Below are 17,391 nucleotides of genomic sequence, written 5' to 3'. Positions count from 1 at the left end.
ACACTCCCCGCTATCCGTCAGCGGCATACCGCTCTCGATGTGACCAGCGAAGATAACGGGTCAAGCTGTCGCAGGTACAGATACCATGTGGTCGACATCGAGGGCGCCGGCGGAAGTGACCCACTTCGCGTCGTAGTACGACCACCAGCGGCCTCCGGACAGCTTGCAGCCGGGGAGGACCTCTGGTGCGGTGACGGCCTCCGCGAGGAGTACCTCCATCCTCGTGTTGCAGCCGTCGGTCGGGTTCTGCCCGGCGTTCCAGTGCTTGAAGCTGGTGCGCTGGTAGCCGTCGCGGCTCTCAGCGGCCAGGGGCAGGCTGGCCACCGCCTCGGAGAGGGACACCGTTTCGGCAGCGTGGGCCGGTGCGGTCATCGTCAGGGGCAGGACAGTGAGCGCGGCGGCTGCCGCCGCGCGCAGAAGAGTCGTCTTGATCACGACGTGAGTTGTAGTGGTCCGCGATTGCCTGTCCCGTACGACGGCCGGGCCGCTCACCCGAGTGGGTGGGCAAGTTCACCGCAGAAACGATCAAGCGTGGCGGCCTGGTGGCAGCCGGCGAGGAAGGGCAGGCTCCGTCATGAGCAGGCAGCAGCTGTGCACGTAGCGGCGTACCTGGCGGTGCACTTTCACTTTCACGCGTACGCCGACAGGCGTCACTGATGTTCGTCACCGCGCCATCATCCACACCGCATTCACAGGACAGGCCTGCAGAGGGCGGTCGCGCGAGGCACCCACGGTCGTCAGGGCGACCAGCTGACGGTCGCCCTGCTCCAGGTCGTACTGGGCAAAAGCAGCGTCGACGACCGCGGCTATGCCCTGCAGGGGAGCCTCCGATCGTCCTTCGAGCCGGGCCATCAGCTCAGCAGGCGACAGACCTCGTACCAGGGTGAAGCAGTATGCCTCGGCGATGTCTGGGAAGTCGTTCTCGAACCACGCGTAGTCCGCTCCGGTCTTCGTCATGCCGCCATCCTTGCCCGTGCTTCTGACAGCGGCGGACCCGGCCGCCGGCAGGGTGGGAAACGATCTCCGCCGATTCGGGAAGCGATCTCCATGTGCCTCTGGAGTGCCAGGTCAGCGGTACTCGTGAACACCCCCTGGCACGCGACTACGAACGCCGCACCACCAGCGCCGAGGCGATGATCTACTGGTCGATGACCCTGCTCATGACCCGCCGCCTCCCGCGGCCGCGGCCTTCGCGAGCATGAACCGGCCCGGCGCGGGTTCGGCCAGCCAGCCGCGCGCGACCAGGCGTTTCGCTTTCGACCGCAGTGCCTCCACCTTGGCCGGCACCGCGTCCAGACCGAACATCACGGCCATCTCATGGCAGGTCAGCGGCCCTTGATAGAGCCGGTCCCGGTACCGAGAGAGCCTGCAGAATTTGCTGGTAGTGCACCGACAGCACCGACCAGGCCAGCCCCTCACGCCACACCGGCACCTGCGACTTCGGCTTCGCCAAGGCCCGGGGCGCCGACGACCCGCCCGCAGCCCGCGGATCCGGGACGTCCTCCGTGCCGGCGGGGCTGCCGCAGTCCGTAGCCAGCACCGCATCGACCCGCCTGCGGGCGATCACCCGCTCCTGCCATTCCAGCTCGGCCGCAGCCAGTTCGGCCTGGATACTCAGCCTCCTCACGCAGCCCGTCGACCCGACAGCGAGGAGCGATCTCGTGCTGTTCCAGCAGTCCGACAACCGACGGCATCCGCAACCTCCCGGGGAGCGACGACATGACAGGCCACGACTCCCACCGAATCACCGCGCCTACTCCTGACCAGCGAAAACGCCGCCCTCAAGTCCGGAAAGACAACAACTTCTCACGGTGGTCTGGTCGGGTGCGGCTACGGATCGACTCCGCGTAGCCCGCCAGGGGACGGGTGATGCTGAGGCCGGTCACCGTGCTGGCGGCCTCACCCTTCTTCCAGTTCTCCCGCCGCCTCCAGCAGTTCGGAGTACCGAGGGGAAGAGCCTGCGGCATTGCTCAGGATCCGGGAACGAATGCCAGACACGTTCGCGATCTCCGAGGTCTCCAAGGCTCCCAAGGGGTCCAGCACCCTGTCCAACATGAGATCGACAGCAGCGTCTAGGAGCGCGGCCTCAGCCTGATCCGCCGTCAGTCGGGCCTGCTCGGCAATCGCGCGTAGCTCCCTCAGCCGTTCCAGATCACGGGCCTGCTTCTCCCGGGTTTCTGGGCTCATATCTGGGCGCACCATGTTCTCCCCAATCGCTGTCCGTGCCCTCAATGCATTGTCCTCGGGCTCGGGCCAATACCGGTAGGCCAGTGTCCTGGCATGTGCCTTGGCGGCCAGAGGCAGTTCGTTCCTGGCTGAGGGCTAAAGCAAGGGCAGGGCCGGGTGCTCCTGCTACGGCGCGGGTTCATGACGTGTAAACGAGTAGGTCTCCTGGTGTCCTGAGTGAGCTGGGAAGAGTGTGGGCGAAGGGGCTGTGGGCTGTAAGGGGGTGGGGGAGCGCGAGGGCGGGCGGGGTGTGGGCAGGTGTGGCTTCGAAGAGGTAGAGGGTGTGGGACTCGGGGTCGGTGACGAGATGGGGGGCGGGTTGGGTCGTTGCGGCTGTGGAGCTGGTGAGGGGGGTGGTGAACATTCGGCTGAGGTGGTTCAGGGCGCGTTCGCTGAGTGCCTGGTCCGGGGCGGTGGGCAGGACATCGGGAATCTGAATGTCGTCGGTGGGGGTGTCGCTGCTGGGGAAGGCGCCGGTGAGCAGGAGCACGAGGAGGATCGGGACGGCTTTGCGCTGAAGAGTTTTGGTGGCTTCCTTCAAGCGGTGGGAGCTGTGGGAGGGCATGGACAGAGCAAGGCCGCCGACCTGGCCAGAGATGCTGGCGGCCACGGCGGAGCAGACCACGAGTTCGTCGTACTCGCGGATGTCGTACACGGGATCGCCAGGGCGGGTGCGGTCGAGGTGCCGGAGGAAGACGCTGGGATCTTTGCAGGTACGCGCGGTGAAGCGCTCCATTTCGTAGCGCGTGATGTGTTCAACCTGTTGATCGTGTCCGAGCTGACCGAGGAGGCATTTCCCGAGGGCGCTGGCATGGGCAGCGAGGTGGAAGGGTGTGTGCTCGAGGACAGGTGGAGCGCCGGTGCTGGTGGAGGCCTGAGTGATGAGGATGTCGCCGTCGCTGTACCGGCTGAGGTAGACGGCGGCTCCGATGTGTTCGCGGGCGATGGCCAGGGTGCGCTGGAGCTGGGCGCCGATGCCGGCGCCGCCGGGCAGGGCCAGTCGGTCCAGCGCCAGGCCGGGTGCGTAGACGTCGGTCGTGCCTGGCAGGCGCTCGGCGAAGTCTTCCTCGCAGAGCATGTCCAGCAGGGGGCCGAGTTCGGCTTCCCCGATGCCGGTCTTGGCCGAGAGCTGACGCATGCCGGTGCCCAAGCGGTGTTTCTCCAGGATGCGTACGACTTCGAGGGCGCGCTGTGCTTGGCGGACCGAGGTGCTGTCTGCTGGGGTGACCTGGGTATCTCGTCCGAACAGCAGGTTCGGGCCGCGCGCGGTGTGGTGTCTGGGCGGCTGCTCCTTGATGTCCGGTGTCGGCACCGGGGCCGGAGCTGTGTGGTGTGGACTGGGCATGGGCGGTGAGGGCAAGGGAGCCCCGGCTGGGGTGGTCGGTGGTTGGAGCATCCAGTCCCCTGGCTGGCGTGAGCGGGGATGCTGGGCGAGGGAGAAAGCGGCCTTGGCTACGCGGATGGCCGGGAGGGGGATCAGGCCGAGGTCTTCGTGTGGCTCCTGGCGGACGAAGGCGAGCGCCGCTGCGAGGGCACGCCGGGTCCGCGGCGGTAGTGGCGGCCGGTCGCGCCAGCCGGAGTCGGGTACGAAGTCGGAGTGGGCGAGTAGATCCGCCCAGACTTGTGCGTCCTCGTGTTCGCCGCGCCGTGAGTGGTCAAGGACGAGGCAGTAGGCGGCCTTGTCGACCCCGGCTCCAGCTGCGTACTGCCACCAGAAGCGCGCTCCTTCCCGGTCGCCGGCGGCATACAGCAGGCAGGCGAAGACCTGAGCTCCGGCCTCGTCGGTGAGGTGTGTGTAGATGAACAGGGCCAGGTGCGGCCCCGTAGTGGGGTGGCAGACGGTTGCGGCGCACAGGGCGTCCAGTTCCTGGTCCGCTTCCTCGGTTGCCACGAGCTGCTGCCAGGCCTCGCCGGCGAAGCCGTGACTGTGATGGGACCGGCGCAGGTGTGGGCGGGCCGGGCTGCTGGGCAGTGGGCGGGGCAGTTCTGGGGCGGGCTCAGGGAGTCTCATGTCGTGCCCATGCAGCAGAGAGGACATGGCGGCGGCTAGGAGGCCCTCCACGGATCCGATACCGCCTTGGATCTCGCTCATGAGCCGGCCTTCCCGTTGCTGCGTTCTCCGTCGGCTGGCTCAAGGAGTCGGGCCAGCCGGGTCCTGGCCTGGCTGAGGTGGGAACGAACCGTGTCGGTGCTGATGTCCATCAGCTCGGCGACTTCCCGGGTGCTGTAGTTCAGTCCGTACCGCAGGCGGATCGCATCTCGCTGCCGCTCCGGCAGGCACCCCACGAGGGCATGGACCTTGTCGATGAGGTCAGGGTCATAGGATCCCGCTGCGGACAGGGACACGCCCGAAGTACTGTCAAGAAATCGGGGGTTGACGGGCCGCGGGGTGTGACGCTGGCGGGCCTGAATGGCGATGTGCCGCTTCAGCACGCCCCAGGCGTGATGAATGAGGTTCGGACGCGTGGCTGCGAGGCTCGACCAGCTGTCCATGAGTTCGTCGAAGGTACGGTCGACTGCTTCTTCGGCGTCCACCTGCGAGCGCAGCGTGAGACAGGCGAAGGTGGAGAACAGCTCCCGGCACTCCTGGTCGAAGACGAGGAAGCGTCCCCAGTCCTCCGGCTCCCAGCGGTGGGTGACGGGCTGTTCGGCGGGCAGCCCGACGGCGCCGCCCGCCGCGTCAGTGACGTCGCTCATGAGGGAGCCTGGGCCCTGCATCTGGCCGGCGCCCGGCCGGATCTCCGGCGCGGGGCGGGGCCGTGTCTCCTTTGAGGCGCCGAAGGCTGGCTGGCCTTCCTGCGGCGCTCCCCTGCATGGGTCTCCCTCATCCACTGATCCGGCATTCCCCGGACGGTGAAGGCCAGGTCCATCCTTCAAGCGCGGCGTGCTGGCGTACGACAGAAGACCGCAAGAGCCGGTCTCCGTCCGTTCTTGTCCGAGGATTGAATGAGATTGATCGTTCCGCTTCACGGCTGGCGGACGCTCCCTGGTCGGACGGCGGTCGAAAACCTCGACCGCCCGCTCTGGTTCGTTCCCCCCTCTCCAGCAACGCGGTCTCGCCTACATCGCCGTGCATGCGTCTCGGGCGCGCGGGTCGCCGTCGTGGCTGCAGGCCGGCGCAGGGGATTGCTGCAGGCGGCCATGCTCGAGCTGGCGGTCCTGCAGCAACTCAACGGCCGGTTGGCGCACTCGCTGCGACTAGGGATCCGCGGTCCGGGCGTGCAGCCGGCCTGCGACCGGATCCGATCTGGAAGCAGCGACGTCGGCCCGTCGGCCTCGGGGCAGGTCCAGGCCAGAGGTTGCTTCGGCGGGACGGGCGCAGATACTGCTGCGGAAGGACGTCTGCGCCGGGGCGCGCACCGTAGGGCCGACTCCCTACCAGCGCGCGGGTGCGCGCGGAGCGCATTTGACCGATATCCGGAAAGATTCTGCGCCCGCGTGTGACGGAACATCAGATCTTCCTGCAGGAACCCGAAAAATGGGTGCCCCTGAGTCATATGAGTAGATTTCTCGGCTAGCACATGGTGTCGGTACGGTCACTCGCAGGCGCGTGCGGGGCTCCACAACCTGGCCTGGAAACCTCTGTGGGAAGCCCCGCACGCCTTCAACGCAACACCGAAGGAGTGCAAGATGACACGATCCCGTCGGCGCCACCGGACGAACCCATCTACCGGCCGCCCGGCTCGCAGCCAGCGTATCGGCCGTAACGAAACATTTCGTTCCATGAACTGGATTGGCAAGAGCGCGACTGCCGCATTCCTTGCCATGCCCGTCCTGGGACTGATCCTGATCAACCACAGCACCGTCCAAGTCACGCTGCCCGCCAGCGCCCTCTATGCCGCCCTCGCCGGCCTCACCAGCGTCGTTCTGGGCACACAGAGGTCCCGCCAGCAGCGCCGGTAACGCCCTCCCAGGCGGGGGCGTGGCACCAGGCCACGCCCCCGCCCCACCCCGGCGCGCAACAGCAGGCGCAAAGCCGAGTCCCCACCGTCGGCACCGCAAGGTGTTACGAAACCCGGTGGATCTTCTGGTTCCCGCGCCTGCACACCCCCGACTTGAACCCCTTTCGTGACATGGACGGACCCCGTGAACTACGGATGCGACCACTGCGGTATCGAGCTCGCAGCCTCCCAAGGCAGGACCGGACGCCCCCAGAAGTACTGCGGATCCGCATGCCGCCAGGCAGCCCACCGCCAACGCCGAACCGCCACACCCCACTCGGGCCGCCCCAAGCCCCAGACCTCTCAATACGTTTCCCCAGCTCCTCAGCCCTCCCACGCCTCAGCCGCAGGTGCGGACGATCTCACAGAGATCACCAAGGATCTGCAGGAGAGCACACGGGAACTGCTCAGGCTTCTCACCGAAGCCGATACCGGCGGGGAAGATCCCCTGACCCGCGTCGCCCAGATACAGCAGCAGCTCGAAGGTCTTACTGCAGGCCTCGTAGGTCGCGCCCGCAAGCACCGCGTCACCTGGGGCCGTATCAGCGGCATCCTCGGCATCAGCCAGGACACGGCCCGCCATCGCTACACCGACGAGTTCATCCAGCGCCGGATCGCCCGCCTGACCAGCCAGCGCACCACTGCCCACAACCCACCACGGCAACCCGTTCCGCAGGCCGGACCGCAAAGCCAGCCCCCGCAACACGCCACGCCCACAAAGCCCGCTGACGCCCAAACAGGCCCGCCCACATCCAACGGCGCCGCCTACAACCGGCTCGCACCTGTCCTGTCCATGCTGGTCCGCACGTCCAAGCAAGCCAACAAGGACATCAGTGCGAAGATCGGCTGCTCTCCCTCCTACCTCTCTCGGATCCTCTCCGGTGAACGGCTCCCCACCTGGTCCCTCACCGAGAAATTCGCGCGTGCCTGCGGAGCGGACCCGGCCGTCCTACGCGCCGTCTGGGTGACCGAACGCTGCAGCGACCGCACCCGAGACAGCGGGCCCCCAGGCAGTAGCGACTCGCCCGTCCCTGCCGTCGATGCCCTCCGCCAAGCGGTCCATACCCTTCACGCCCGTGCCGGCCTGCCAGCAGCCCAGGACATCGCGGTCGCCAGCCGCTGGACCCTCACCACGGACGACGTCGCCAACCTCATCGAGGGAACCCAACTGCCCACTTGGCGTGCCCTGAAGCTCTTCGTCGACCTGCTGGGCGGTGACGCCAGCCACTTCCACCGCCTCCTCGATGAAGCCGAGGAAGAACACGCAGAAGGCCGCCTGGCTTCAATACCGCCACCGGCCAAAACGAAACAGCCGTCTGCTGTCGAAGCTCTGGCCGCCTTCAGCGACACCTTCAACCAGCCCACTATCCTCGAGTCTCAACGCGCCCGGCTACTGGAGAAGCGGGCCAAACAGTCCACCCCCAGCACGGGCGAGGACGGCCCCATCCATCTGCGCGTCCACGCAGTGGGCGACTGAAGGCGGCTCCCTCCGGCCCGGGCGCGGCGGGGTGGGGACCGGCACTCCCCTGATCGCCAACGGAAAGAAAATAGGCTTAAATGACTGCAAAATGTGTGGCCATAGGTTTTGCTGTGGCGCTGATGCTGCTGTGAGAGGAGCGGGTGGCGCGTCAGCGGCTCCCGCCGAAGCGCCGCCTCGGCCGTTGCCCAACAGCACGGAGTTGCCCGTCCGGCCCGGCGAGCGGATTTCAGTGACGACCGAAGCCATGGTCTCGGGAGACGCGGTCAGCGGCGTCCGGGTGACCTCCCCAGCCTTTGCTGCCGACGGCACTCTGCGAAGGGAAGACCGCCTCCTCAATGCGGTGGCGACGGTCTCCTGCACTGCCAAACCGGGTTCTTACGAGGTGCGGTTTGCCTCGCCGCTCGGTGATGAGAGCACCTCGCAGATCAGGCGGTGGTGGGGCAGTGTCCGGGTGGCTCCGGTCGATGCGGCGGAGCGGGTTGCATGCGGACGGGAGGTGGCCGGACGGCAGCCGCAGTCCCAGGAAGAGCGGTTTCCCGAGGGCTGGGACTGGCCGGCGTCTGCCTGGGACGTACGCACCGTGCAGGCCGGGGGGCGACTGGAGGCCAAGGACGGGCTGGAGATGGGGAGCGACGGTATGGTCACGCTGTCGTCCCCGGGGTTCACGGAGCCGGTGGTGATGCACGGAGACAAGCTGGTGAGCGCCACGGTCCGGATCCGGTGCGCCGCGCAGCCCGGGCTCTACGAGGTGCACTGGAACGAGAAGGGACAGGCTCCCAAGGTATGGGCCCGCTACCGGGTAACTGATCCCGGGGGCGGTGTGGCGGCAGGCGGCGGGGATATTGGGCACGCGGCATGCGGGACGTGCGCCCAGGATCGCGAGCTTGCCCGCGCGAAGGCATCCCCGTCGGGTGGCTAGGGTTATGACCGGCGTGGTACGGATCATGAGGGGGAGTTCGTTGTGACGTCTTTGATCATGTGTACGTCAGCGCGTGCGTTCACCGAAGGGCTGAAGAGCCGTGGCTGATACGCGAGTCCGCAGGAACGCGAGGCCCGTCATGGAGAGGGCTGTGGCGAGTCTCGGCGGCTACGACCACGTGGACGCCGTGGCCGTGGACATCCCCGCGGGCACCAGCGCCGCCGAGTTCGCCCACAGAGTCCTCGCCGCAACACCGGAGTGGGTACACCGGCTCCTGGACCTGCGCGACAAGATCACGGCGCCCTTCGGACTCCACTCCCAGGAGCGCGTCGCCGTGCCGGACATCCGGATCGAGCCCGGACGGAAGCTGGGGCCCATCCTGGTGCGGTCGGTGAGCGAGGACGAGGTTCTGGGCGGAGAGGACGACAAGCACCTGGACTTCCGTGCCTCTTTCGCAGTGCGCCCGTCTGCCTCAGGCGGGCTGGAAGGCGTGTTCACCACGGTCATCCGGTTCCACAACCTGGCTGGTCGCCTGTACTTCAAGGCGATCCAGCCCTTCCACAATCTGATCATCCCCCGCCTCGTCGCCAGTGGCATCCGTGGGTGACTTGGGATGGGTGTGGGTCAGGGGGCATTGCATGATCGGGTTCTGTCCGGGTTCATCACGTGAGGCCGAGGGTGGACTGGGTGCCGCCGCGCACGTTTGCCGGCACCATGGTGCAAGTTACTGGAGGAAACCCGCTCGCGCTGGCGCCGGCGGGGTCATCCTGTAGTCGCCTGCCGGGTCAACCTTGCGGCGGACGCTGAGCACCCACCCCGCACGCGAAGATCGACAACGTCGGATCTCGCCGGGGGGCCCACATATGACCACGCATGCCAGGGACACAGCAGCAGCAACAGCCGCCGAGATGTCAGTCGGCGCGCCGGTCGGCCGCAAGCCCGTCGAGCCCGTTCCCCGCTGGGCGGTCAGGATGGCTCATGCCATCCCGCTGTGTGTCCTGCCGTCTGGGTTATGGCGTGTCGCGCTGGTGCTGGGCCTGGCCGGCTACGACGCGGACTACCAATGGGCGGCTTGGGAACGTCCGTACGTGATCGGGCTGTCCGTGGTCTCCGAAGGACTCGCGCTGCTCGCCCTCGGGCTGGTGCGGCCGTGGGGCGAAGTCGTCCCGCGTTGGGTGCCGGGGCTGCGCGGTAGACGGATCCCGATTTTGGCGGCGGTCATTCCGGCCGTACTCGGTGCAGCGCTGATCATGATGTTCTGCGCGTATGGCGTGCTGAACGAGATCTTCGGTTTCGTGGAGCCGATGAACGAGAACGGCAACGGTTCCCCCACCAGCGGTCCGGCGGCCTGGGCGCTGTGGACGACGTACGCCCCGCTCCTCGCCTGGGGCCCGCTCCTGGCGATTCTCACCGTCGCGTACTACCGACGCCGTCGAGCGAACGATGCATCGGCTGCCGCTCGGCCCAGCTCCAGCCGGCGTCGGTGGTCGCCCAGTGCGGGTGAGCGTTGAGACGGAAGCCGAGGCCGAGCAGCTCCAGGCGCATCTCGTGCCCGTCGGCCGGCGGTTCGCCCGCCAGGCGGTTGGGCCGCGACGGAGAGGCAGTCGACGACGCCAAACCAGGCCTTCGGAAGAATACCGGGCAGTCGCTCCCGAAGAGTGGGGCGAATTCCTTTCCCACTTCGAGCGCAGGAAGCTGGCGCTTGGAGAATGTGGACGAGCCTACGGAACGGACTGCATTCACGAACATGCTTGCGTCGCAGGGCGACGGCGCAGCCGATCGTCCGAAGCCAGCCGGCCGCGTCGTGGCGCCCGAGGACGAGGAGCTGGGGGCGGGCGAGTGCGCCGTGACGCGCCGATGACCGCGCCCGTGGTGTCCCGGCGGCGGATCTTGGTCCACCCGCGGCGTAGCCCCCATGCGGGAACCTCTTCTGTCTTTGCCGCTGGCGGACCAGCTCCTGGTCATACGCCGCTGGCTAGAGCTCACCCTCGCCCGCGCCCCGTGGTTCTGCGCGCCGAGCAGCTCGTCTACCGGACCGAGAGGCTGCTGCGTGACAACGAGTCCAAGATCCCGGCCGACCTCAAGACCGAGACCGCGATCGCAGACCTGAAGGAGAAGCTCAAGGGCACCTCACTACGTCGACGGGACGTGGAGGCGTCCGCCGTCTCGGCACACCTGCACAGGGAGCTGAATCCATCAGATGATCATTCATAGACGGAACCCTGCCAATCACGTCAGCGAGTCCGGCCTGCTCGTCCTGGACATCACCGGCGAGGCCACCGTGTAGGCGGCCGCAGCCGAGCTCGGGCGGTGGTGGGCCATGTCGGTGACGCCGCGCATCCGCCGCGTGCCGGCTGAGCCCGGAGTGACCGCGCGGCTGTACGCCGACCTGCGCCGCCCAGGCGAAGCCCCGTGAGCGGACCGTTGGCGTCCACCGGCAGGTCGCCCGGTATCGCGCATGGGGGCGTCGGCGGCACACCACTGCGGAACTCGCGCAGTGGTGTGCCGACCGGCCACTCGGGGCCTTCGCCAGGCCCTGCTGCCGCAGGAGATCAGCTGAAGGAATGGGCATGGCTGGTCCCCGGGTCCACGGGTCAGAGGTCACCCTGCCGGTAGGAGCGGGCTGCGGCCATGACTTCCTTGAACCGGTCATCGGCGATGACTAGCAGCGGAGATTCGTCCTCGAGCTGGGGGTTCATGCCCATCATCCAGGCACGGGCCACGTGCCGGTTCGCGCACTCTTCGATGTATCGGAAGACCTGGAAGGCGGTGCGCAGCCGGAACTCGGATTCGAAGCGCGGTTCGTTCTGGCCCCGGGACCAGCGGCCGACTTGCTTGGGGTCTTCGATGCCGGCGAGGCGCGCAACGACGCGCTGGCTGAACTGGCCCTGCAGGAAGCTCGCGATTTCCTGGATCTTCAGTTCGGCCGTGTCGCGGTATGCGCGGTCTGCGGCCTCGGCAGTGGCAGTGGCTTCTCGTGGGGTCTGCATGGTTTCCTCGTTTCCCTCGCCGCTCACCGCAGGTGAGTGCTTGGTGAGCGGGGGATGTGCGCCGCTTTGGGCGTGAAGGCTGGTGTGGTGGTGTCTGACCGCGGGCTGCTCAGCGATGGCAGGAAATGCCGCGCGTGCGTGCGTCCGGGTCGCTGTGATGGGCAGCACACCATCTTGGCCTTGAGGAGGCGCAGAAGTGAGAGGACGTGCTCGTTGCGACTTGCTCGTGCGTGAGGCTCTGCCCGGGTAAGCAGCCTATGAATCTAGTCAACATGGTTCCCCCTCCTAGGTGTTGAGAGAATGGTACCCGTTTACCACATGCTTATTCCATGGTTTCCCCGGGTGAAAACACCCCTAAATCCCCGCTGAGTAGCGCGTGTACCTCCTTGACCTGCGTCTTTGGCGTGTGATGCGGGGTCAGGGATGGTGCACCAGGTGACCGGATCGAGGGATGGTGAGTAGGGCCAGACGCACGCACCTCACCGGACGGTCAATCCGTACTCGCGTGCCACTTCGTGCAGTTCCGGGTCTTCCACCTGGATGGCGCGGCGCTCCACTTCCTGCAGTTCTGTGTCGTGCAAGATCGCCCAGCATTGGCGACCTCCGTACCCGGAGCGGTAGGCGATTCCCTGAACCAGCTGGTGGCCTGCCTCATTGCGCTGGGCGACGGCCCAGGCTGCGATCTGCCGGGCGATGCGGCGGTCCTTGCCATGGATGTGATCGTCGGTCAGCGCACCCGTCACGTTCCACTTGCTGAACTCACTGTGCAGTGCATCGGCGAGTACCTTCCTGGTCGACTCCGAGTCGACATCGAGGAAGCGGGCGTCGGGCGCGGGTTCGAGCCGGACCAGGATGCGCTCTTCGCGCCAGCTGGAGGGAAGCTGCCCGATTCCCATGAGATCTGAACTGGCCTCGGCATCGCTCATGAGTGCGCGGACCTCCGGGTGGATCCTGAAGCCGGCGAGGGTTTCGGCGAGGCATCCGGTGGGGTCGCTGGCGCAGTAGAGCATGCCGTAGGAGAAGAGACTGAAGCGGCCTGCCGCGGAACCACTGAAGGTTTCAGGTTCGACCCGGTTGTACCGAAGGGGGTCGTAGACCCAGCCCAGGCGCCAGACGCCGTTGTCAGGTGCGGGAATCAGGGTGACGGGAGGAACTGTCGTCACTGAAGCCCTCCTTCCGGGCCCGCCGCGCCGTGGGGCGGCCGGGGCACGCGCCCGGTCGTCGCGGGGGACATACCAGCAGGGTGGCTGGCGGGGGGTAAGGCAGCGGTCATGGCTCCTCGCTTGCAGGTTTGTGCTGTGGGGTCGACGCGATGGCGTGGCCTGGGCGTCAGGCGGATCATTGTTCCCTGGCCCGGGCGGATCTACCGGGGGGTTGGAGTGACTGCTGAGGGCGCATCCACGGAGCGCGGGCGCACGCCCCGGCGCACAGGCCGCTCAGATGCGGTCATGGTGCAGCCGGAACAGCATCGTGCACGTCTCGCCGGTGGCCAGCAGCAGGGATCCGCCATTGCTCTCACGGTCGGGGACGGTCTCCAACCGCGTGATGGACTCGCCAGTGACGATTTGCAGGAGCCGCCTGTTGGCCGACGGATCCCACACGTGGATGCTGGTCTTGCCGGCTGCCGCGAACAGGCTGTGGCCGGTGGGAAGGGCCAGCGCGGCCACCGCGCTCAGTTCGCCGTCCCCGGGGCTGAACTGCCCCGTCTGTTCGCCGCTGCCGGCGTTCCACACTTTGAGTGTGGCGTCCTGACCGGCGCTGGCCACCAGCAGCTCCTGGTCGCCGGCTTGCCCGATGGCCAGGCCATTCACGAAGTGCTGGCCGCACTTGATGGTGGGGCCGTGCTGCGTGAGGCGCCGTACGTCCCACAGCCGCACGTTGCCGTCACTGCCACCGGAAGCCAGGAGGACCCCCTCCCTGCCGCGGTGGGTGGCCAGGCAGCGGACACTGAACCGGTGGTCAGGGAACCCGGCCAGGAGTTCTTCTGTACGCAGGTCCCACACGCACACCCGCCCGTCGGTACTCGCGCTGGCCAGGAGGTCGGTGTCCGCGCCAGGCAGCGGCACCAACGCCAGCGCGGGCTGGAAGTGACCGGCCAGTTCGTACGCGGGTCGGAAGGCCGGGTTGTCGCCCGGGGGGCGCCGGGGGTCGATCAGGATGATGCGGTTGTCCTCGAGCGCTGCCGCCAGATGGAGTTTCCCGTTCACGCGGGTCCAGGCCAGGGCCGTTGCGGTGTGGCCTGTGAGGACGGTTCTCGGCTCGTCGGTGGTGCGGATGTTCCGCACGTTGATCCGGCGGACGCGTGCGGTGGCCAGGACGTACGGCGCCGAAGGGCACAGGGCGCTGGCAGTGATGCGGTCCCACGCCCGGGGAGCATTGCGGAAGGTACGTGTGGTCAGCGGCCAGCTGCGCACCGTGCAGTCGGCCCCAGCGGTGACCAGCCGGGGCCGGGTCAAGCCCACCTGGCTCAACGCCGTCACCGACTCGGTGTGGGCGGTCAGCTGTCTGCCCGCGGATGCCAGGTCGGGCAGCCTCCACAGACACACGGTGCCGTCTCCGCCCGCCGAGAGGAGACCGGGGTGCCCGTCCACCTCCGTGACCATCAGGGAGGTGACGGATGTCCTTTGGCCGTGCTGCACGGAGGGGCCCGGTTCGGTGGGGCGGTCTGCGCGGTGCACGGACACCTGGCCCTGCTCGTCAGCCACGGCATACTGCCCGGGGGCAGGCAGGGCGACCAGGGTGCGCACCCGCGCTCCGTGCCGTGAGAGCAGCTGAGTCGTGTGCCCGTCGAATCCGTGAACCTCGTCGTTCCGGGTGAACAACAGCAGCTGCTCTCCGCCGGGCGAGGCAACAGCGCACAGCAGCGGGGAGTCGCCCGACAACAGGGGCAGGGCGACGTCGGCGGGATGAAACACCGCGGGGTGCAGAGCGGCCAGGTGGCCGTCGCTGAACGCGGCCAGCAGAACCGGTGTGTGGCCTGCCGGTCTGTACAGGGCCAGGGAACTGACCCAGGTACGGGGGCGTCGAGGCACGGCTTCGAAGGCCAGCCTGCCCTGCAGCACGTCGACAACGGCCACGGACCCGTCCGTGCTGCCGGTCGCCACGAGACCGCTGCCTGGCAGAGCCAGCAGATGGGTGACCGCTCCGCGGTGGACATGCAGCGGCGCGCGGGCGGTACTCCCGTCGCGGCGCAGGGTGTGCAGTTGCCCCTGGCCGTCGCCCGCCACCACCAGTGGGCCGTACCGCGCTCCGGTGCCCTCCACCGTGGTGAGCGCGGTGGCGCGGGACTGGGTCACCAGCCACACACTGTCCGGGCTGCAGCCCTCGCTCCACACCGGGGTCACGGGTGCCTGGGCAAATGCTTCGGGCGCTGGCGGCTGGGTGCCGCCGGCCTGGGCCCCGGCGGCGTGATGGGCCAGGCCCAGGCTGGTCGCGCGGGAGAGCGGGTCGACGTTGCGCGAAAACGGCTCCAGCCGGGCCCACGCACGCAGCCACGGGCTGCCTGCCGAACCTGCATCGCCTGCAGCCAGCAGCCGGCGCACTTCCAGGCTCGACTCCCACGGCAACAGGGCCGGAGGTACGTGGGCGTCGTCGAGGACCTGGCCCCGGGCGGCGTGCTCGGCCAGGTGCCGACGCAGATACGGGTGGGGCGGAAGGCTGGGGTCGTCGGGAACAAGCTCGGCGAGAGCGGCGGCGATCCGACGGTGGATCTCGGTATGGCGGCCAGGCTCAAGAAGGTCACTCACCCCATGCTCCCGAAGTCCAGCAGATCGTCGTCGGTGTTCACGAGCACATCGGCGAGAGCCTCATCGGCAGGCCGGTACACCAGGCGGTTGTCCTCGTGGTCGTGGGCGAGGTAGCCGCTCAGTCTGCCGGCCAGGAGCTTGGCGATCGTCGCGTCCCATTCCTCGGCGGGCAGTCGTCGTTGCAGGAAGACACCGGCCATCTGGGGCCAGATGTCGGACCACGGGACGCCTGCCCCCTGGGCGAATGCAGAAGCCCGCAGCAGTGCAAGGGCGATATCGCGGGGCAGGCCGTGCTCGTCGTCTTCGACGAGTTCCAGATCCCGTACGAGCAGCCCGCGGATGCCCTGCAGCAGCGTTGCCTGCCACGTCTTCTGGGCGGCCAGCTTGGCGGCGTCGGGAGCTTGGCGCAGTTGTTCACCCGCCAGGCGGGCGTGGATGAACCACGGAGAGAGCACCGGTGCCACCAGCCGGGCTGCCTCGCGCGCCGTGTCCTGATGCCCGTCGGCGCTGATCAGCGCGTACAGGTACTCCTCCATGTCCTGCCGGGCGTCCTCACCGTCGGTGCGTTCCACTTCCGCGAGCGGGAACACCTGCCTCAGCACCTGCAGCAGCCCGTGCTCATCGCCTACGTCCTGCGCACCGTTTCCGGTCGGAGGGCGGGTCGAGCGGATTCCGATCAGCAGCCGTACAGCGGGTCCTACGGCCGGCGGGTCGTCTTCACGGCGCGGGCCGGGGATGGGTACGGAGGTCCGGCAGAATTCGCCCAGCGGGGCCAGCACGTCGTGGACGATGCGGTGACGTTCCAGAGCCTCGTCCAGCCCGTCGATGACAAGGGTGACCGGGTGGTCGGCGCCCCTCACGAACTCCTGCAGCTGCCGCGTCCAGCACAGAACAGGGTCGTCTGCCGGGCCCAGCAGAAGCGGAGTGACACCCAGTTCCCGCAGGATGTCGGAGGCCACTGTCGCGGCGTTGCGGCGGTGTGCGAGCACCGCCGCCGTCACGGCTCCCTCGGGCGGAATGGTGTCGGCGTCCGTGAGGTCGGCAGCCGCCTTGTACAGCGGATCGCTGCGGAATCCCGGGTCGCTGAGCACCACTGCCCGGGCGACCACAGCCGACTTGCCGCTGCCGGTGCTGCCAGTGACCAGCATCACGCCCCGAGGGCGCTGCGGTCCCAGGAAAGAGGCCACTTTGCGATTGAGGGTGTCCCGGCCGCGGAAGTACCAGCCCGCGTCGCTTTCCTGGGTACGGCCGGTGGCCCGGTCCAGCCAGTAGCCGTCGCGTAAGTACGCGTACCTGGGGTTGGGCAGACACGGGCTGGGGTCGTCGTGGCCGCTGCCCTCGATCAGGTGGCGGAGCCGGTAGCGCTTGCGGTCAGCGTCGGTGGGTAACGCTCTGGAGTACTCCGCCCGGAACTCATCCACGCTCAGGTACTCCGTGGTGATGCCGGCCTTGGGGGTCCGCAGCCGTTCGAACACTTTGCGAAGAGTTGTGGGGAAGCGGCGCACCTCAACAGTCTGGTTGTGGTCGCACGTGACCAGCACGTCCAGCTGGCACTGGTCCTTGCGGTCCTGGCCGACCTCCTTGAAGAGGGCCGGGAGTTCGGTGTCCAGCTTGCCTGCGTAGCAGGCGTTGACGATTACCAGTACGTTCTCGACGTGGGAGTCCAGTGCGGCCATGACGATGTCGCTGGTCCGTACGGCAGTGGCCAGGTTCCGTCGTCGCACGGTGTCGGGGAGCTTGAGGAAGTGGGTGCCGGAGGTGCCGGGGATGCCATGCCCGGTGATGAACACAACCAGCGCGTGGCCCTGCATCTCCCGCACGTCTTCCCTGCGGAGCAGGTCCTCCACGTCCTCACGGCACGTCAAGTCAGGCGTCGGCAGCTGATGGAATCCCGGCAGTGGCCCGTTCGGGCCCCACCACTGGGCCACGACCTCGAGCTGCTCGTCGATCCCGGCGGCGAACTCGTCCGCCTCGTCCTCGTCGACGTCCTCGTAGTTGCGGACCGCGACAGTCAGCAGCGTCCGCTGCCCGGCCAGGTCGTCCCCGTCCACCGCGGCTAACGGAGGTCTCCTCTGAACCTCGCCCCCCA

Annotated in this window: 13 protein-coding genes and 5 pseudogenes; 8 read left to right on the top strand and 10 right to left on the bottom strand. The window is 67.9% G+C overall.

Annotation, left to right across the window (positions count from 1 at the left end; translation table 11 throughout):
• Positions 1 to 81: 81 nt before the first annotated feature.
• The 6 genes and pseudogenes from AB0D94_RS28820 to AB0D94_RS28795 form a co-directional block, all read right to left on the bottom strand.
• Positions 82 to 432: pseudogene (locus AB0D94_RS28820) on the bottom strand (HNH endonuclease); the annotation flags it as partial.
• Between the two features lie 231 nt (positions 433 to 663).
• A complete protein-coding gene (locus AB0D94_RS28815) occupies positions 664 to 957 on the bottom strand; it encodes a DUF6461 domain-containing protein (protein WP_362057345.1) in 294 nt (97 codons plus the stop codon).
• A 201-nt stretch (positions 958 to 1,158) separates the two neighbouring features.
• Positions 1,159 to 1,694, bottom strand: a pseudogene (locus AB0D94_RS28810) (hypothetical protein).
• A 205-nt stretch (positions 1,695 to 1,899) separates the two neighbouring features.
• Positions 1,900 to 2,187: a hypothetical protein gene (locus AB0D94_RS28805; protein ID WP_362057342.1), complete on the bottom strand. Its 288-nt coding sequence runs from the start codon at positions 2,185 to 2,187 to the stop codon at positions 1,900 to 1,902.
• 178 nt (positions 2,188 to 2,365) lie between these two features.
• On the bottom strand, positions 2,366 to 4,237 hold the full coding sequence (locus AB0D94_RS28800; RefSeq protein WP_362057339.1) for an IclR family transcriptional regulator C-terminal domain-containing protein: 1,872 nt from the start codon (positions 4,235 to 4,237) through the stop codon (positions 2,366 to 2,368).
• Between the two features lie 77 nt (positions 4,238 to 4,314).
• Entirely contained in the window at positions 4,315 to 4,923 is a 609-nt protein-coding gene (locus tag AB0D94_RS28795; RefSeq protein WP_362057336.1) for a sigma-70 family RNA polymerase sigma factor, read from the bottom strand.
• Positions 4,924 to 5,949: 1,026 nt separating this feature from the next.
• Here AB0D94_RS28795 and AB0D94_RS28790 point away from each other — a divergent pair.
• From AB0D94_RS28790 to AB0D94_RS28755, 8 genes and pseudogenes are all read left to right on the top strand, one after another.
• Positions 5,950 to 6,129 carry a hypothetical protein gene (locus tag AB0D94_RS28790; protein WP_362057333.1) on the top strand — a complete coding sequence of 60 codons (180 nt, stop codon included), beginning with the start codon at positions 5,950 to 5,952 and terminating at the stop codon, positions 6,127 to 6,129.
• A gap of 183 nt (positions 6,130 to 6,312) precedes the next feature.
• Complete coding sequence (locus AB0D94_RS28785) at positions 6,313 to 7,644, top strand: helix-turn-helix transcriptional regulator (RefSeq protein WP_362057330.1); 1,332 nt, start codon at positions 6,313 to 6,315, stop codon at positions 7,642 to 7,644.
• A 184-nt stretch (positions 7,645 to 7,828) separates the two neighbouring features.
• Positions 7,829 to 8,566, top strand: coding sequence for a hypothetical protein (locus AB0D94_RS28780; RefSeq protein ID WP_362057327.1), 738 nt, complete (start codon positions 7,829 to 7,831; stop codon positions 8,564 to 8,566).
• 151 nt (positions 8,567 to 8,717) lie between these two features.
• Positions 8,718 to 9,173, top strand: coding sequence for a DUF2867 domain-containing protein (locus AB0D94_RS28775; RefSeq protein WP_362057324.1), 456 nt, complete (start codon positions 8,718 to 8,720; stop codon positions 9,171 to 9,173).
• Between the two features lie 256 nt (positions 9,174 to 9,429).
• Entirely contained in the window at positions 9,430 to 10,077 is a 648-nt protein-coding gene (locus AB0D94_RS28770) for a hypothetical protein (protein ID WP_362057321.1), read from the top strand.
• A gap of 91 nt (positions 10,078 to 10,168) precedes the next feature.
• Positions 10,169 to 10,324 (top strand): annotated as a pseudogene (locus tag AB0D94_RS28765) (site-specific integrase); the annotation flags it as partial.
• A gap of 252 nt (positions 10,325 to 10,576) precedes the next feature.
• Positions 10,577 to 10,693: pseudogene (locus AB0D94_RS28760) on the top strand (molecular chaperone DnaK); the annotation flags it as partial.
• A gap of 172 nt (positions 10,694 to 10,865) precedes the next feature.
• Positions 10,866 to 10,982, top strand: a pseudogene (locus AB0D94_RS28755) (DUF6207 family protein); the annotation flags it as partial.
• A 178-nt stretch (positions 10,983 to 11,160) separates the two neighbouring features.
• Here the strand turns inward: AB0D94_RS28755 and AB0D94_RS28750 are convergent.
• From AB0D94_RS28750 to AB0D94_RS28735, 4 genes are all read right to left on the bottom strand, one after another.
• Positions 11,161 to 11,556, bottom strand: a complete 396-nt coding sequence (locus AB0D94_RS28750) for an XRE family transcriptional regulator (protein WP_362057354.1) — start codon at positions 11,554 to 11,556, stop codon at positions 11,161 to 11,163.
• A 479-nt stretch (positions 11,557 to 12,035) separates the two neighbouring features.
• A complete protein-coding gene (locus AB0D94_RS28745) occupies positions 12,036 to 12,719 on the bottom strand; it encodes an RES family NAD+ phosphorylase (protein WP_362057318.1) in 684 nt (227 codons plus the stop codon).
• 273 nt (positions 12,720 to 12,992) lie between these two features.
• On the bottom strand, positions 12,993 to 15,302 hold the full coding sequence (locus tag AB0D94_RS28740) for a hypothetical protein (protein ID WP_362057315.1): 2,310 nt from the start codon (positions 15,300 to 15,302) through the stop codon (positions 12,993 to 12,995).
• Complete coding sequence (locus AB0D94_RS28735; RefSeq protein WP_362057312.1) at positions 15,299 to 17,353, bottom strand: ATP-binding protein; 2,055 nt, start codon at positions 17,351 to 17,353, stop codon at positions 15,299 to 15,301. The genes AB0D94_RS28740 and AB0D94_RS28735 overlap by 4 nt, the downstream gene beginning before the upstream one ends.
• Positions 17,354 to 17,391: the final 38 nt, after the last annotated feature.

The organism is Streptomyces sp. NPDC048255, assembly GCF_040652415.1.
Lineage (GTDB): Bacteria > Actinomycetota > Actinomycetes > Streptomycetales > Streptomycetaceae > Streptomyces.
Note: the sequence above shows the minus strand (reverse complement) of the source record. Positions and strands in the feature narration are given on the sequence as shown.

Bases quoted from the DNA above. Each gene is read 5' to 3' on its own strand.
- AB0D94_RS28800 (WP_362057339.1), bottom strand. From the start codon at position 4,237: ATGAGACTCCCTGAGCCCGCCCCAGAACTGCCCCGCCCACTGCCCAGC.
- AB0D94_RS28815 (WP_362057345.1), bottom strand. From the start codon at position 957: ATGACGAAGACCGGAGCGGACTACGCGTGGTTCGAGAACGACTTCCCA.
- AB0D94_RS28795 (WP_362057336.1), bottom strand. From the start codon at position 4,923: ATGAGCGACGTCACTGACGCGGCGGGCGGCGCCGTCGGGCTGCCCGCC.
- AB0D94_RS28790 (WP_362057333.1), top strand. From the start codon at position 5,950: ATGAACTGGATTGGCAAGAGCGCGACTGCCGCATTCCTTGCCATGCCC.
- AB0D94_RS28805 (WP_362057342.1), bottom strand. From the start codon at position 2,187: ATGAGCCCAGAAACCCGGGAGAAGCAGGCCCGTGATCTGGAACGGCTG.
- AB0D94_RS28770 (WP_362057321.1), top strand. From the start codon at position 9,430: ATGACCACGCATGCCAGGGACACAGCAGCAGCAACAGCCGCCGAGATG.
- AB0D94_RS28750 (WP_362057354.1), bottom strand. From the start codon at position 11,556: ATGCAGACCCCACGAGAAGCCACTGCCACTGCCGAGGCCGCAGACCGC.